Annotated in this window: 12 protein-coding genes; 6 read left to right on the plus strand and 6 right to left on the minus strand. The window is 44.3% G+C overall.

Annotated features, from left to right (window positions below):
• The first annotated feature begins 12 nt into the window (after nucleotides 1-12).
• Together purD and AC5JPT_RS03320 are read left to right on the plus strand one after the other, a co-directional pair.
• Nucleotides 13-1,329, plus strand: coding sequence for a phosphoribosylamine--glycine ligase (gene purD, locus AC5JPT_RS03315; RefSeq protein ID WP_493858419.1), 1,317 nt, complete (start codon nucleotides 13-15; stop codon nucleotides 1,327-1,329).
• A 306-nt stretch (nucleotides 1,330-1,635) separates the two neighbouring features.
• Nucleotides 1,636-3,027 carry an ABC1 kinase family protein gene (locus tag AC5JPT_RS03320; protein ID WP_493857102.1) on the plus strand — a complete coding sequence of 464 codons (1,392 nt, stop codon included), beginning with the start codon at nucleotides 1,636-1,638 and terminating at the stop codon, nucleotides 3,025-3,027.
• Nucleotides 3,028-3,157: 130 nt separating this feature from the next.
• Here the strand turns inward: AC5JPT_RS03320 and AC5JPT_RS03325 are convergent, their stop codons facing one another.
• Nucleotides 3,158-3,835: a DUF938 domain-containing protein gene (locus AC5JPT_RS03325; protein WP_319051720.1), complete on the minus strand. Its 678-nt coding sequence runs from the start codon at nucleotides 3,833-3,835 to the stop codon at nucleotides 3,158-3,160.
• A 182-nt stretch (nucleotides 3,836-4,017) separates the two neighbouring features.
• Between AC5JPT_RS03325 and AC5JPT_RS03330 the strand changes: the two genes are divergently transcribed.
• Both AC5JPT_RS03330 and AC5JPT_RS03335 read left to right on the plus strand, forming a co-directional pair.
• On the plus strand, nucleotides 4,018-4,209 hold the full coding sequence (locus AC5JPT_RS03330; protein WP_493857103.1) for a DNA gyrase inhibitor YacG: 192 nt from the start codon (nucleotides 4,018-4,020) through the stop codon (nucleotides 4,207-4,209).
• A 41-nt stretch (nucleotides 4,210-4,250) separates the two neighbouring features.
• A complete protein-coding gene (locus AC5JPT_RS03335) occupies nucleotides 4,251-5,432 on the plus strand; it encodes an aspartate aminotransferase family protein (protein WP_493857104.1) in 1,182 nt (393 codons plus the stop codon).
• Nucleotides 5,433-5,536: 104 nt separating this feature from the next.
• Here AC5JPT_RS03335 and AC5JPT_RS03340 read toward each other — a convergent pair whose 3' ends face one another.
• The 5 genes from AC5JPT_RS03340 to AC5JPT_RS03360 all read right to left on the minus strand — a co-directional run bounded on the left by AC5JPT_RS03340 (nucleotide 5,537) and on the right by AC5JPT_RS03360 (nucleotide 13,123).
• Nucleotides 5,537-6,436 carry a LysR family transcriptional regulator gene (locus AC5JPT_RS03340; RefSeq protein WP_493857105.1) on the minus strand — a complete coding sequence of 300 codons (900 nt, stop codon included), beginning with the start codon at nucleotides 6,434-6,436 and terminating at the stop codon, nucleotides 5,537-5,539.
• A 229-nt stretch (nucleotides 6,437-6,665) separates the two neighbouring features.
• Nucleotides 6,666-8,783, minus strand: coding sequence for a DNA polymerase III subunit gamma/tau (dnaX, locus tag AC5JPT_RS03345; protein ID WP_493857106.1), 2,118 nt, complete (start codon nucleotides 8,781-8,783; stop codon nucleotides 6,666-6,668).
• A 158-nt stretch (nucleotides 8,784-8,941) separates the two neighbouring features.
• Complete coding sequence (gene lysS / locus AC5JPT_RS03350) at nucleotides 8,942-10,477, minus strand: lysine--tRNA ligase (RefSeq protein ID WP_443527089.1); 1,536 nt, start codon at nucleotides 10,475-10,477, stop codon at nucleotides 8,942-8,944.
• 124 nt (nucleotides 10,478-10,601) lie between these two features.
• Nucleotides 10,602-11,693, minus strand: coding sequence for a peptide chain release factor 1 (gene prfA / locus AC5JPT_RS03355; protein WP_443527088.1), 1,092 nt, complete (start codon nucleotides 11,691-11,693; stop codon nucleotides 10,602-10,604).
• Nucleotides 11,694-11,977: 284 nt separating this feature from the next.
• Nucleotides 11,978-13,123: a beta-ketoacyl-ACP synthase III gene (locus AC5JPT_RS03360; protein WP_443527087.1), complete on the minus strand. Its 1,146-nt coding sequence runs from the start codon at nucleotides 13,121-13,123 to the stop codon at nucleotides 11,978-11,980.
• 275 nt (nucleotides 13,124-13,398) lie between these two features.
• On the opposite strand from AC5JPT_RS03360, the gene pnuC reads away from it, so the two are divergent.
• Nucleotides 13,399-14,109: a nicotinamide riboside transporter PnuC gene (pnuC, locus tag AC5JPT_RS03365; RefSeq protein WP_493857107.1), complete on the plus strand. Its 711-nt coding sequence runs from the start codon at nucleotides 13,399-13,401 to the stop codon at nucleotides 14,107-14,109.
• On the plus strand, nucleotides 14,060-14,656 hold the full coding sequence (locus AC5JPT_RS03370) for an AAA family ATPase (protein ID WP_493857108.1): 597 nt from the start codon (nucleotides 14,060-14,062) through the stop codon (nucleotides 14,654-14,656). The genes pnuC and AC5JPT_RS03370 overlap by 50 nt, the downstream gene beginning before the upstream one ends.
• The last annotated feature ends 10 nt before the right edge of the window (nucleotides 14,657-14,666 follow it).

Consider the following 14,666-nt stretch of genomic DNA (forward strand, 5'->3'; position numbering starts at 1 on the left):
GCAAACGGTATGATGAATATTTTGGTGATTGGCTCAGGTGGTCGCGAACACGCACTGGCATGGCAGTGTGCAAAAGATGACAATGTCGAAAATGTCTATGTCGCTCCAGGCAATGCAGGCAGTGCACTTGAACCTAAATGCCAAAACGTCGTCTTAGCGTCTGTGAACGCTGATGCGAGTGAGCACGCCGCTGTCATCGAATTTTGTCAAAATAATAGTATTGATATAGTTATTGTTGGACCAGAAGCACCTTTGGTTACAGGTATCGTCGATGCCTGCCGCGAGGCTGGTATTAAGGCATGGGGCCCTACTGCTTACTGCGCGCAACTAGAAGGTTCTAAAACCTTTGCCAAAGAGTTTATGGAGCAGAACCATATCCCAACAGCCGCTTATCAAGGGTTTACAGAGGCTACTGCGGCTAAAGCCTATGTCGATGAGCAAGGCGCACCCATCGTGATCAAAGCGGATGGACTTGCCGCTGGTAAAGGCGTCATCGTGGCTGAGACCATCGAGCAAGCGCACGAAGCAATCGATGATATGCTCGCGGACAACAAATTTGGGGATGCTGGTAGCCGTGTGGTGATCGAGCAGTTCTTGCAAGGCGAAGAAGCCAGCTTTATTTGTATGGTCGATGGGGAAAATATCTTACCCATGGCAACCAGCCAAGATCACAAGCGTGCTTTTGAAGGTGACACAGGTCCGAATACAGGCGGGATGGGTGCGTATTCCCCTGCGCCTGTCGTGACCGCAGATGTGCATAATAAAGTTATTGAGCGCGTCATTCAGCCAGTTGTTGATGCAATGAAAGACGCAGGACATCCCTATACTGGATTTTTATATGCAGGTCTTATGATTGACCAAGCAGGCGACCCATATGTGATCGAATTCAACTGCCGTTTTGGTGATCCAGAGACGCAGCCTATCTTGATGCGTCTGCAATCATCGATGGTAGATTTGGTCGCGCAAGGCTTATCAGGTCAACTACCTAGCGAAGCAAAATGGGATGAGCGTCCTGCTTTGGGTATCGTTGTTGCCTCAAAAGGTTATCCTGAAACCTCATCGAAGGGCGATGTCATCGCAGGCTTGCCAGAACTAGATTCGACAAACAACAATGCTGTCAAAGTATTCCATGCAGGTACAGCGTTTTCTGATAATAATGAAAATGAGATCGTCACTAATGGTGGTCGTGTATTATGTATTACTGCCTTAGCAAGCAATATCTCTGAAGCCCAGCAAGCAGCACTAGCAGTCACTGCTGCCATTAGCTTCGACGGTGCACAATATCGCCGTGATATTGGTCATCATGCCATCACTCGTGAAAATGCGTAACGAGCTTATACCCATCAAGAGCCATTAAACGCTCATCTTGCGTTGTCGTTTCAAAATTGGTGCGTATACTTTACAGCATTATTCGACCTAGCATAAAGCTAGGTCTTATTTTTGGTACGCCGTATAACGCTCAGTAATAATACTCGAACCATCTCACGGCTTACAAAGTAACTATCAACAGCCAGCCTACGCTCATAAACCCAATGTGCTTTATATGGTACAATTTTATACCCGTGCATCACATCTCCCTTGTATTGTGGGTATCGAACCCGCAAATCAATAGCAACTGGATGAATGATTATATTTATGGCAAATGATACGTCTAAACCTTCTAGCAACAAGCAATCAATTGATAGTCTAAAAACCTCAGGGTTTGATCGCCGAATGTCGATTGCCAAAACCTCCTTGAATATTGGTCGTCGTTGGGCGGGCAATAGCGTGTCTGGCATGTTTTTAAATAAAGAAGCACGTACAGCACGTAACCAAGCGTTTATGGAAGCTCAGGCAAATTATCTAGCATCAGAGCTTGGCAAGTTAAAAGGTTCAGTCGTCAAAATCGGTCAAATGCTAGCAATCTATGGCGAGCACATACTGCCGCCAGAGATTACACGTGCCTTACAAACGCTCAATGATGATACCGCAACGTTGACGTGGCCTACGATTGAAAAAACATTGCATAAATTATTGGGTGAAAAACTAAGCGAGCTAGATGTCGACCCTATTCCTATTGGAACAGCGTCTCTTGCTCAAGTTCATCGCGCTACCGTACTGGCGACAGGTGAACAAGTGGTACTAAAGATTCAATACCCAGGCGTGGCTGATGCCATCAACTCCGATCTTGCTTTATTCAAGCAGTTGCTAAAAGTAAGTAATATCGTTCCTCAAACACGCGCACTTGATGCTTGGTTTGAGGAGATACGTGACCTACTCCACCATGAGGTTGATTACGAAGCAGAGGCCGCAACGACAGAGCGCTTTTATGATCGTTTAAGTGACGACCCGCGCTATATCGTTCCGAAGATCAACCGTACCTACTCTAAAAAGCGCTTACTTTGTATGTCTTATGAGCCAGGTATCACCGTGGTCTCTGATGAATTACAGTTACTACCTCATGAGCGCCGCAGTGCAATCGGTCAAGCTGCTATCGAAATCATGATGCAAGAGATTTTTGTATGGGGTGAGATGCAGACAGATCCCAACTTTGGCAATTATTTAGTGCGCGTCAGCGAAGGCGACGACATCGATAAGCTTGTTTTGTTAGATTTTGGCGCTATCCGCCAATTCGATAATCATTTACTGACTATAGCCCGCGGACTGCTACGAGCAGGATACCGTCACGATCATCAATCAATGATGCTTGCGATGACAGGATACGACTTTTTCGACAGTATGAGTGACAAAGTACGCTCTGATATTGCCTCGCTATTTTTACTGGCGACAGAGCCTTTCAGTGATCCTGACAATAATAAAGATATCCCTAGCGAGTGCTTGAATGAGCAAAAATGCTATATCTGGGCTAACAGTAAACTGCACTCACGCTTATCCGCCAAAGCCACTCGCGCAATGCAGTCCTTCGAATTCAATCTCCCGCCAAAAGAGTTTATGTTCATTAGTCGCAAATTCATTGGCGCATATACTCTTCTGACAGTTCTTGACGCTTATACCAATTCTAATAATTTGGTTAAACTCTACCTATAGTTGTTAATTCTAGTTTTTAAGTTCGAGATTTTTTGGACTGCTCTTCCGGAGCAGTTTATTATTTTTTCTTTTTACTTGCTTAGGCTATTTTTTATTCGATCTAGTGTCTAGCATTCTTCTGTTACTTAGGTCATTTTCCTTCATACAATGATGTCGCTTGCCAATCATCAAATCTGGTTTTATACCATTTAGGCTTACGGATATTCAACTCCCAGCACACTTCTTGCCGTGCCAAATACTTCACTTCAAAGTGAGTACGCTGACTATCTGCAGGGACTTGATAACGAGAATTTGGAAGACACCATACCTTAGTTGCCTGAAACTCTGCGTTGTCCATATATGCTTCAATATTGGTGACCACTACTACCTCACCATTTACCTGCAAGCGAGACAATAAGAATTCAAAGAAAGGCATATTTAGCCATTGTTGATTGGGGTTCTGCTGTTCGGGGTTAGGATAAAGAATAAAAATCTTGCACAGGCTATTGGGCTTTATAGCATGTACGGTCCAAGCAATAGCATCCGCATGAATCGCATCTAGGTTTGATAAGGCCTGTAGCGTAGTCTGTTTTGAGAAAGCTTCAAATTTATTACGGGTGCGCTCAATCGCTATTAAATGCTTGTCAGGATTCTGCGCTGCAAAGCTCAGCGCGTGCTTGCCCTTCCCTGCTCCGATCTCTAGTATCAGCGGTTTTTCACTCAAATTTTCGTTGATGATTTTAGGTATCACAAAGTCACGCGGTGCTGAGAGTCTCTGTGGTTGAAACGCTCGCGCTTGCTGATGAGTGAGCTCAGTATTGTCTGTCATTTATTATCCTTAAAGCATTTGTCTTTTGTCATTATTCGGCCCCATGCTATTATATAGCCAATCTAATTTAATAGTAATATAGTGATGACCAGTCCTTCAAAATGCATCCTAATGTAGATGATGATAGAAGAAGGCTGCGCGTAAATGATATTAATGACATCAAGGATACTTCCACTTTTATTATGACTGACTCTAATTCCAATGCTACGCCCAAAACCTACCCTTGCCCACGCTGCGGCACACAGACTGCCTGGCAAGACAATAAATACAAGCCATTTTGTAGTAGTCGCTGTAAGCTAATCGACTTAGGGGCTTGGGCAAATGAAGACTATACGCTACCTGCAGAAACCACGCCCTTCTCTGACGAATTATAACCCCCTATTTTACTCAATTTACTATACCAAGGATGTCTTACATGTCTGCTACCTACCTCATGCCTACTTACAACCGTCAACCTATTAGTTTTACACGTGGTGCAGGTAGTTGGCTCTATACCAAAGATGATACACCATACCTAGATGCTCTAACTGGTATCGCGGTATGCGGACTCGGGCACTGCCATCCACAAGTGACAGAGGCGATTGAGCAGCAGGCGTCTACTTTGATTCATACCAGTAACTTGTTCGGTATTGACTGGCAGGAGCGTGCGGGAGAGGCGTTATGTATGGCCGCCCAAATGGACAGTGTGTTTTTTGCCAATAGCGGTGCTGAAGCGAACGAAGCTGCACTAAAAATTGCACGCCTGTATGCGCATCAGCAAGGCTTTACGCGTCCAAAAGTGATCGTGATGGAGCAGTCATTCCATGGTCGTACATTACTATCGCTATCAGCTACTGCCAACCCAAAGGCTCGTGAAGGGTTTTATACGCTAGATGAAGACTTTATCCGTGTGCCATTTGGTGATATTGCTGCAGTTAAGCAGGCAGCTTTGGATCATCAGGATATTTGCGCCATTTTTGTAGAGCCAATCCAAGGTGAAGGTGGTCTAAATACTGCGGCAAATGGTTTCACCTATTTAGAAGAGTTACAGGCAGAGTGTGATGCTCACAACTGGCTATTTATGCTCGATGAAGTACAAACAGGTAATGGCCGTACTGGTAAATATTTTGCTTATCAGCATAGCAGTGCTCGTCCTGATGTATTGACGACTGCTAAAGGCTTAGGTAATGGCTTTCCAGTCGGCGCTTGTATGGTACGAGGCCGTGCTAATGGTTTGTTTGGTGCAGGCAGCCATGGCTCTACTTACGGTGGCACACCTTTAGCCAGTCGCGTGGTACATAGCGTGTACGATGTACTCACCAATAGTGACATTATGGAAAATGCAGTGACTGAAGGTTTGTTCATTCGTGAAAGCCTCGTTAATGCATTAGGACAACATGGTGTGAGTAGCCGCGGCGCTGGTATGATGATCGGTATTGCGCTACCAGAAGATATGGACTGTAGCCAGTTGGTAGATCGTGCGCGTGATGAGCAAAACCTAATCCTCAATGTAACGGGGGGTCATGTCGTCCGTTTGCTACCTCCACTTAATATGAGCCGTGATGAGAGCACACAAGTTGCTGAACGCTTGATTGACCTACTAAGACCCTCATTCTAAGGAATGCTTGAATATATATAATCAAAAAAGCCTATAGATATCATTATCTATAGGCTTTTTTCTAGCTATTTATTTGATAATACGACTGTCTAAAACAAACCGCTCTAATGTGCATGGAAATATTTTTTTAACACTTCTAGACAACGAGTGATTTTGGCAGGTTGTTGGTCACGGTTTAGAGTGACCGCATAGAGAACAAAGCTTGGCAGTTGATAGCCAGTTAACACTTCTACTAGCTCTCCACTCTCAAGCTCTTTTTTGATGTCCATTTCCATCATTCTAATCAAGCCATGACCTTCTTTTGCCAGAGTCGTGGCCATAAAGACGTTATTGGTATAAATACGCGAGTTCATTTTGATACGTGTTTTCTTACCAGTCTCTGTTTGAATCATATCAACCTGATTGGCCTCTTTCATAATTTCAATAGATATCAGTTGATGGTCGGCCAAGTCTTTTGGTGTATTGAGCTTAGGGTGGTGACGTAGATATTGAGGCGACGCTACGAGCAACTGACGTACATCGGTGAGCGGATGACTACTTAGGCTTGCATCATTGATCGATGGACTCATACGAATCGCAATATCGATACGCTCATCAATCATATCGATATAGTGATTGTCTGCCAGATAGGTGACACTAAGATCATCGTGTGCAGCCATCCATGTGGATAGCGCCGGCAGTATATGGTTTACACCAAGCTCAGGCGTCGTCGATATACGTAAACTGCCTGCAAGCTCATCACGCAACTGGTTGACTTTGATTCGACCTTGTTCAGCAGCATTGACCACATCTTTTGCAGACTCATAAAAGCTCTCACCCGCTTCTGTTAAGCTTAGCTTACGAGTTGAGCGGTGTAATAGTACAACACCTAGCTCATTCTCTAGTGAACGAATCTGCTGACTGACTGCACTGGTGGTAATACCAAGCTCACGAGCTGAGCCACTAAAAGAACCATGTCCGACCACACTGGCGAACACAGCCATACCGCGTAAATTATCCAACATATTCTCACCTAAACTTCATTTCAGTTTTTAATATAACTTAATCATTATAACGACTTTTGATTTATCTTATCGTTACTAAATATTTTCTCTTATATAAGAGCGCCCATTTGTGCTGCGGTAAAAACAAAAATATCAAGGCGATAGCGTATCATCACCTTGATATCTTATATAAAACCGTATTTAAAACATATTCATATTTGAAATAGTTTTAATAACCGTTTTTTAGAACTTAATACAGTTGGACCTTGCCCATTTTGCCCTCGCCCCGCTCCGTCAAATACTGCATCACTGGTGTGTTCAGCAATTTTGTCTCAGCAACCGTTTTTGCTTGCTCTAAGCGTTTTTGTTGACGACGCTCTGGTGTTTTATCATCACTTTGCATGATGCTATTATCGATTTTTAAATCAATCTGTGCCTGTGTGAATTGCTGTTGCAACTTTGCAGCCAGTTGCTGAAAAGTCGCTTGTAAATGCTTGCTGTCCACACTAGTCAAGAACGTTGCATTGCCATTACATTGACCTGTCATTGTGCCTTGACGAGCAAGTGCCAACTCATCTTGAGCTAACACTTCTGCTTCACGAGCAGTCTGCAGCCAGTAATCCCATTTTTCCGAGCTCCACTCCCCTGTCAACTCTTGGGGCGCACAGCGTAACAAAGAGCGCGGGTCTTCATCAGATGGTAATAGTAACTGAGAATTATTTGCGTCAGGCTCAACAACAGGTTCAGGCTCAACAACAGGTTCAGGCTCAACAACAGGTTCAGGCTCAACAACAGGTTCAGGCTCAACAACAGGTTCAGGCTCAACAACAGGTTCAGGCTCAACAACAGGTTCAGGCTCAACAACAGGTTCAGGCTCAACAACAGGTTCAGGCTCAACAACAGGTTCAGGCTCAACAACAGGTTCAGGCTCAACAACAGGTTCAGGCTCAACAACAGGTTCAGGCTCAACAACAGGTTCAGGCTCAACAACAGGTTCAGGCTCAGTACTGACAGCTGACTGTACTAAGTTGTACTCTTGGTCACTAATATACTCAGAGCGAAAATTCTCGTTATCATGAGTGCTACTTTGCTGCTCATCATAACTGTGCCCTTGATCATCAATCTCGTAAGGCTGTAATGGTTCTGATGCGCCATGCGTCATGGCATCCGAAGATGTTATTTCTGAAGACGACGTTGAATCAGGCGACTCTGTAACTGGTATGCTGGTAGTAGATACCTCACCATCATAGGTGTTACTTAGTACTTCATCGACCGGCAAAGGACGAAACGCTAGTAAGCGCAAAATGCACATCTCAAGCGCTTGCATAGGGGTACTAGCAAGCTTGACGCCTTCACGTGCTTGCACAACAATCTCATAGTACAGCTGCAAGACATCAGGACTGATATGCTGGGCGAGCCTACAAATATCTTTTGCTTGCGCCTCATTAACATTGAGAGCGACCTCAGGCAACAGCTGAGTCAATGCCAACTGATGTAGCAGCTCAGCCAACCCATCAAACATGCTGGTCGCATCTACCATCTGCGCGCGCATTTGCTCGATATGTGCGGCAACGGCTGATTTATCATGATTATAAATATCTGTGATCAAGCTGATGAGGTCAGCCGCATCAATGAGACCGAGCATGGCATTGACAGTCGCATCATCCAGTGACCCTTGACCAAAAGCAATCGCCTGATCTGTCAGTGACAAAGCATCGCGCACAGAGCCTTTGGCAGCGCTTGCTAATTGCCAAATGGCCGGCTGCGTGTAGTCAACCTGCTCTTTGGTCAAAATATTTGCCAAATGTTCGCTAAGTAATACCTGCGGTAGTGGGCGTAGCACAAACTGTAAGCAGCGCGAGATAATCGTAATCGGCAGTTTTTGTGGATCAGTCGTCGCCAGCAAGAACTTTACGTGTTCAGGTGGCTCTTCCAACGTTTTGAGAAGCGCATTGAAACTATGCGTCGACAGCATATGCACTTCATCAATCAGATAGACTTTATAACGCCCTTGGCTTGGCGCGTAAGGCACGTTGTCTAACAGCTCACGCGTGTCCTCGACCTTGGTACGGGAAGCTGCGTCAATCTCAATAAGATCAATAAAACGCCCCTGATCGATAGCGACGCAGTTGTCGCATACCCCGCACGGTGTGCTCGTAATACCAGTATCACAGTTCAAGCATTTAGATAAAATACGCGCAATCGTCGTCTTACCCACACCGCGCGTACCAGTAAATAAATAAGCATGATGCAGACGATTATAATCAATTGCATTAATCAGCGCCTGCGAGACATGCGTCTGCCCAATCAACTCATGAAAGTTCTTGGGTCGATATTTGCGAGCTAAAACTTGATATTGCTGCGACATAGCTATCCATTGTGCCAAGTGGTTAAAATTCTTATTTTAGATGCTGTTTTTCGATATTTATTATAGCAAAAAGCCAGCGCATTCGTCTGGCTTCTCACAAGTTTGATTATGACTGAGCCGCATTCAATAAGCGACTTTGGTTAACGACTAATTAAACATTAATCATTTTTGCGGCGCATATGCGGGAACAAGATCACATCACGGATACTGGCTGAGTCAGTAAACAGCATTACTAAGCGGTCGATACCAATACCTTCACCTGCTGTCGGCGGCAAACCGTATGACAATGCTTCGATGTACTCTTCGTCAAAATGCATGGCTTCGTCATCGCCTGCGTCTTTTTCGGCAACTTGACCACGGAAACGCTCGGCTTGGTCTGCTGGATCATTGAGCTCACTAAAACCATTAGCGAGCTCACGACCACCAACAAACAGCTCAAAACGATCAGTAATCTCAGGATTGTCATCACTACGGCGCGCGAGTGGTGAGGTCTCAGCTGGATACTCAGTAATAAAGGTTGGTTGACGCAGTTGATGCTCAGCCGTTTCTTCAAAAATAATCGTTTGTAGTTTACCCACACCAAACACATCTTTTACTTGCTGTTTCAGCGTCGTTGATGCGTACTCTGCTAGGTATTCACGATCATTGATACGTGCCATGTCGAAGTTTTCTGCATACTTTGCAATCGCATCAGACATAGATAGACGAGCAAATGGTGCTTTTAGGCTAATGGCCTCTTCTTGATAAGTCAGCTCTGTTGTGCCCAACACATCATTTGCTAACTGATTAAACATACGCTCAGTCAAATCCATCAGATCATGATAGTCAGCGTAGGCTTGATAAAACTCAATCATGGTAAATTCAGGGTTGTGACGGGTTGAGACCCCTTCATTACGGAAACTGCGGTTGATCTCAAATACACGCTCAAAGCCACCAACGACCAAGCGCTTGAGATAAAGCTCAGGCGCAATACGCAAATACAAAGGCATATCTAGAGCATTGTGGTGCGTCTCAAAAGGACGAGCTACCGCGCCACCTGGAATCGGATGCATCATTGGCGTTTCAACTTCCATAAAACGCTCATTCAGCATAAATTGACGAATACCGCTAACGATTTGACTGCGAATCATAAAGGTATCACGAGTGGTCTCGTTGGTCATCAAGTCAAGATGACGATTGCGATAGCGCGCTTCTACGTCAGCTAAACCATGGAATTTGTTTGGCATCGGACGTAGCGATTTGGTCAGTAACGTAATCTCTTCGATGTGCACATACAGATCACCCTTACCTGAACGACCGATATAGCCTGACACCCCAACGATGTCACCCAAATCTAGAGACTTAATGCTTGCACGCGTTTCTTCATCAAGCTCTTTACGTGCCACATATAGCTGAATACGACCTGACATATCTTGAATCACGATAAATGAGCCACGGTTGAGCATGACTCGACCTGCTACATTTACCTGTGTCTTTTCGCCATTCGCAGCTTTCTCTTCGATCTCTTGCTTTGACACACCATCAAAAGCGGCTTGTAAGTCTTGCGCATAATCAGTGCGTTTGAATGTATTCGGATACGGCTGTTTTCCTGAAGCACTGATATCGTCTAGCTTGGCTTGCAGTTGTGCGATTAGCTCGTTAGTATCTTCTACAGTTGGGGTTTGGTCTTGGTTCTGATTATTGTGCTTTGACATGACACTCTCAATATTATTAGATAATTAAATGGATAAACGAAAACAGAAATCAATACTTATTATTATAAAAGCAGGCACTATTATACAAGGGTATAATAGTGCCAATATTACATAGAATTGGCTACTATTCACCGCCGCCAATACTGGCCATCAAATCAGCCTGATGCTCACGCAACAACGCATCTAGAGTCTCATCCAAGTCGCCTTCCATAATAGAGTCGAGCTTGTATAAGGTCAGGTTGATACGGTGATCGGTCATGCGCCCTTGTGGAAAGTTATAAGTACGAATACGCTCTGAGCGGTCGCCACTACCGACCAAGTCACGACGTATGGAGTCCGCCACATCGACCTGTGCTTGTACTTTGGCTTGCTGGATTTTAGAGACTAGCATTTTCATAGCATGCGCACGGTTTTTGTGCTGGCTACGCTCTTGCTGACACTCTACCACGGTACCGGTTGGAATATGCGTCAAACGTACGGCTGAGTCAGTGGTGTTCACGTGCTGACCACCCGCCCCACTTGAGCGAAAAGTATCCATCTTGATATCAGCAGGATTGATATCAACGGTATCATCAATCTCAACCTCTGGCATGACGGCAACCGTACAAGCTGAGGTATGCACGCGACCTTGGCTCTCAGTTTCAGGAACACGCTGTACGCGGTGAGCACCCGATTCAAACTTTAGGCGACCATATACACTATTGCCAGATACACGAGTGATAATCTCTTTATAACCACCATGCTCACCTTCGTTTGCAGAGAGCACTTCTAGTGTCCAGCCTTGAGTCTGTGCGTATTTTTGGTACATGCGGAACAGATCACCAGAGAAGATCGCTGCCTCATCGCCGCCAGTCCCTGCACGAATCTCCAAGAATGCAGGTACTTTATCATTTGGATCTTTTGGTAGCATCATCACATTGAGGGCTTCTTCCATCTCTACGATGGTATCACGTGCCGTCTCAATTTCATCTTGCATCATCTCTTTCATGTCAGGATCTGTCGCATCGGCCAGCATTGCTTCTGCATCAGCCTGATCCGTTTCTGCACCTAGATAGTTCTGCCATAACGTCGTGATGTCCATCAAGTCGCTATGTTCGACAGACAATTCACGGAATTTATTATTATCACTAATGACACTAGGATCTGATAACAAGGCGGTGACCTCTTCATAACGGTCTACCATCTGGTCTAAACGCAGGCGTAAGGATTCTTTCATAAAAGGACTTTTATTTAAATGAGGGGAATAAGAGCGTGATTATAGCAAATTTTTTGGGTTAAATTAAAACCTCTGGTCATTCTTGTCGATATTCTCAGTAATCTTGATGTTATCTTTCTAAACATCTCTCTTTATATTTAGATGTCAGGACCTAATTTCAATGGCAAAAATGATAGCCAAAAAAATAGCCAAGAACATTCTTGGCTATTTTTTTGGCTAGTTGCTAGTTGCTTAGTACTAATTACTGGTCACTTAGTATTAAACCTTAGTAATAAACTAAGGTATTAAACTTTACGCACTAGTACTGACCCGATAGAGTAACCTGCACCGAATGAGCAGATAACACCCAGATCACCTGATGATAGATCATCTTTGTGGCGATGGAATACAATCATAGGGCTCGCTGAGCTGGTATTGGCAAATTCAGCAATCACACTTGGTGCAATTGATTTATCTGCATCTTTACCGACGACAGTACGTAAGATCAAATCCAACATATTGGCATTGGCTTGATGTAACCACATCATCTTAACATCAGATGTTGGGATATCATTTTCTTGCAAGTGCTCAGTGATAATTTCAGAAACTTTCGGGCAAACTTCACGGAATACTTTGCGACCGTTTTGCAAAAATAGCTTGTCAGTGACCGGTGCTTTGATATCTGGATACATCTCTGTCTGTGCCGCTAGGTATTCTGAGCGATCCATAAAGCCATATTCGTTTTTGATGTTGGTCGAAAACTGCGTAAATAGCTTAGAGTTTAGAATCTCGTACCCTTTTGGCGTATCGAGCTCTTCTACGATAGAGGCAGTCGCCACATCGCCAAAGATAAAGTGGCTGTCACGGTTACGCCAGTTTAGATGCGCTGAGGTAATCTCAACGTTGACCACAGCAATACGCTTGGCCAAACCTGAGATAATAGAGCCGTGGGCTTGTGATAGACCAAAAGTCGCCGCACTACACGCAACGTTCATATCGTATGCAAAACCACCAACCATGCCGATCTCATTCTGAATTTCGATAGCAACCGCAGGATAAGTACGCTGGAAGTTTGAGCAAGCAAGGATGATACCATCTAAGTCATTGGCTTCAAGTCCTGCATCAGCCAAAGCGTCTCTGAGCGCTGCTGCACCCATTTCAGCCATTACTGACAACTCTTCGCCCAAATTACGGTATGGAATAACTGGTGCCATGATTTCAGTATTTAAGATACCGTCTTTTTCCATCACATAACGTGATTTGATACCAGATACTTTTTCAATAAACGCGGCTGAAGAAGGCTCAAGTGCGGTCACAGTCTCTGCTGCTATCTCGTCAGCATGTTCGGTATTATAGTTTTCAACATACTGGTTGAATGACTCTACTAGCTCTTCGTTACTAATGCTATAAGGTGGGATATACAGGCCTGTGCCTGTGATACAAGTCGTCATGATAAGCTTCCTTGTCTACTACTATAGTGCTTGGAATAAGCATAAAAGTGAAAAAATAATAGCCATTCAAATTCAGTGAATAACTGTAAACTTAAAATCAGTGTGTTTATTATGCCTGAATATTATAATTTTTCTAATACTTTGTTACAAATAATCTGTTTCTTGCCATAAATAAGCAAAGACTGACTTCATTTCGTAATAGCTACGTTATAATTAGCGCCATTCTATTCTAAACAACCATACATATCGCTATACACTCATATCTAGGAATGCTAATGGTAGAACTTTTCAACTGGTTATTTGGTCAATACGCCGACTACTCTACAACGTTTATTGTGCTTGAATTGATTGCCGTTGTCTTTGGTGTAGCTAGTGTCTTACTTGCCAGCAAAACCAATATCCTTGTCTTTCCTATTGGATTGGTTAGCACTGCTATATTCGTGTACCTACTGTGGAAATGGCAATTGTTTGGCGATATGTTCATCAATGCTTACTATACGGTAATGAGCTTGTATGGCTGGATCAACTGGTCAAAGAACAAGAAAAACCAGTCTATTGAACACAAGCAATCAGACGCCAATCGCGTCCGTATTGAGCATTTGCACGCAAAGGATATTCCTATACTTACCGCTTTGGCAGCGGGAACGATAGCTTTTGTAGGATTGGTTTATTATTTCCGCCCAGTGATCAATAACGGTTTTAGCTTCGACGGTGCAGTACTTGGCATGCATCTATTTACTTGGGTCGACTATACTGACATGCTCACTACAGCTTTGTTTCTTATGGCGATGTGGCTCATGGCACGGCGCAAAATTGAGCATTGGATACTATGGATTATCGCGGATGCGATATCGGTACCGCTATACTTTTATAAAGGCTTCACTTTTACCGCACTACAGTATGTAGTCTTCACTCTCATCGCAATCTGGGCATATTATGAATGGCAACGGCGCTACCGCATACAACCTCGAGCAGCATACGCCTAAATCTGTCATTAACGTCGCTGTACTAGGCGCAGAAAGCACAGGTAAGACGACCCTATGTCGTGATTTGGCAGCGCATTTCGACAGTGTATGGGTATCAGAATACATGCGCACCTACTTACAAGCAAAATGGGATAATGAGCAGCTGACATGTACGTGGGAGGATCTACTGCCTATCGCACAAGGACAGATAAAACGGGAGAACACCTTAGCCAAACAAGTCGCCCAAACCCCTAATAAAAACCGTTACTTGTTTTGCGATACCAGCCTGTTTGAGCTGATGACTTATTCTTATTGGTACTATGGCGACTGCCCTACGGCCCTTGAGCAAGCAGCATTAGCCCATCATTACGATTTGATACTATTGACTGATGTAGATATACCGTGGGTCGCTGATGACTTACGTGACAGCCCGCACCAACGTGATGAGATAAATGCCTACTTTGCCAGTCAACTCAACAAGTATAAAAAGCCATTCCAGCGCGTTGGCGGGAATAGGGAGCAGCGCGTTCAGCAAGTAGTAGCGCAGCTTACTCACATAGATACATAGACACATAGAG

Source organism: Psychrobacter sp. H26 (genome assembly GCF_059073035.1).

Excerpts from the sequence above, each read along its gene's own strand:
- pnuC (WP_493857107.1), top strand. The coding sequence starts at position 13,399 with ATGGTAGAACTTTTCAACTGGTTATTTGGTCAATACGCCGACTACTCT.
- AC5JPT_RS03320 (WP_493857102.1), top strand. The coding sequence starts at position 1,636 with ATGGCAAATGATACGTCTAAACCTTCTAGCAACAAGCAATCAATTGAT.
- AC5JPT_RS03330 (WP_493857103.1), top strand. The coding sequence starts at position 4,018 with ATGACTGACTCTAATTCCAATGCTACGCCCAAAACCTACCCTTGCCCA.
- lysS (WP_443527089.1), bottom strand. The coding sequence starts at position 10,477 with ATGTCAAAGCACAATAATCAGAACCAAGACCAAACCCCAACTGTAGAA.
- prfA (WP_443527088.1), bottom strand. The coding sequence starts at position 11,693 with ATGAAAGAATCCTTACGCCTGCGTTTAGACCAGATGGTAGACCGTTAT.
- AC5JPT_RS03370 (WP_493857108.1), top strand. The coding sequence starts at position 14,060 with ATGAATGGCAACGGCGCTACCGCATACAACCTCGAGCAGCATACGCCT.
- AC5JPT_RS03325 (WP_319051720.1), bottom strand. The coding sequence starts at position 3,835 with ATGACAGACAATACTGAGCTCACTCATCAGCAAGCGCGAGCGTTTCAA.
- dnaX (WP_493857106.1), bottom strand. The coding sequence starts at position 8,783 with ATGTCGCAGCAATATCAAGTTTTAGCTCGCAAATATCGACCCAAGAAC.
- purD (WP_493858419.1), top strand. The coding sequence starts at position 13 with ATGAATATTTTGGTGATTGGCTCAGGTGGTCGCGAACACGCACTGGCA.
- AC5JPT_RS03340 (WP_493857105.1), bottom strand. The coding sequence starts at position 6,436 with ATGTTGGATAATTTACGCGGTATGGCTGTGTTCGCCAGTGTGGTCGGA.
- AC5JPT_RS03335 (WP_493857104.1), top strand. The coding sequence starts at position 4,251 with ATGTCTGCTACCTACCTCATGCCTACTTACAACCGTCAACCTATTAGT.
- AC5JPT_RS03360 (WP_443527087.1), bottom strand. The coding sequence starts at position 13,123 with ATGACGACTTGTATCACAGGCACAGGCCTGTATATCCCACCTTATAGC.